The sequence below is a fragment of the Holdemania sp. Marseille-P2844 genome, from assembly GCF_900120005.1.
GTDB lineage: Bacteria > Bacillota_I > Bacilli_A > Erysipelotrichales > Erysipelotrichaceae > Holdemania.
The window spans coordinates 1-1065 of sequence record NZ_LT635443.1 but is presented as its reverse complement, the minus strand read 5'-3'; the positions used below and the strand labels follow the sequence as shown (position 1 = coordinate 1065).

Sequence of the window (1065 nt, the reverse complement as noted above, 5' to 3'; positions counted from 1 at the left end):
ATTTTGATTTATCGCTCTGACGAGCGAAGTCTGCAAACTTTTTCTGGAGGGACAATTTCGGTACAGAAACATGAATTTTTTCGAGATTGCTAACAGCCAATCCCGGTTGTGCAGCTCCAGTAGCATATCTATTTAGGTTCAATTGCAATAACAGGTAATAGAGCCAATATCTGTCCATCTCAATTCTGGGGGTCACAACTACTGCGTGTTCAGTAGCGTGGAATTTGCCACTCGCATACTGCACATTTCCACACAAAGCTCCTTGTCTACCGATAATGGGGAAATCGCCATCATGCGTGTAATCACTAACAAAACCTCGTTGACCATTCCCACCGAAGCAAGGATAAAGCCCTTCGACATTGTTTTCTACTATGTCTGATGCCTTAACAAACTTGCCTGCCTTTAGATCACAATAATCTCCGAGAGCTTTCAGTTCCTCGTCCTTTTCTCTTGTAATAGGATTCCCGAACAGCTCCATAAATCGGGCTTTGATGAGCGTGTCAAAATCGGAAAGCTGCTGCTTACGAGCAACAATTAATGACTGAAGTTTTTCAAGAATTTTAACAATTTCAAGCTGTTCTTCCATGTTTGGAATAGGAATTTCCACATTTCGAACCATTTCACTATTCAGGTTATTCACAACGCCTCCAACTGCCATTGTTTTAAACTGATTATACGTCGACGGTGAACTAAGATAGAAGTACAAAAATCTCTTATCAAAAAGACATTCTTCATCTCTTAGAACAAGCCAGCCATCATGAATACAACCGCTGATTTTCAATATATATGGCTTTCCGAAACTCATGGAATTGGATAACAAGAAATCACCTGGCCTAACATATCTTGACTTTTTTATCCCTTCAGGTTTAATCTTTTGCGCCGTCTTGGTTATATACATCGTATCGTCCGCATCGCCAATTTTTATCCAGTTTATGCCGTCATCCGAATCGGTAATAAATGAATCTATTGGCCTTGGTGAACCACCTCGTTCAACAGTACATATGTCGCCAATCCGCCTATATTCCCAGTTTTCATTCATTTATCTATCTTCATAAATCCGAATTT

At 40.1% G+C, this 1065-nt stretch carries 1 protein-coding gene; it reads right to left on the bottom strand.

Translation table 11 applies throughout. The annotated features are described in order from the left end of the window. Positions 1-1039 (bottom strand): restriction endonuclease subunit S (locus BQ7364_RS00060; protein WP_072682799.1); only part of this gene is annotated, 1039 nt, incomplete at its 3' end. Between the last annotated feature and the right edge of the window lie 26 nt (positions 1040-1065).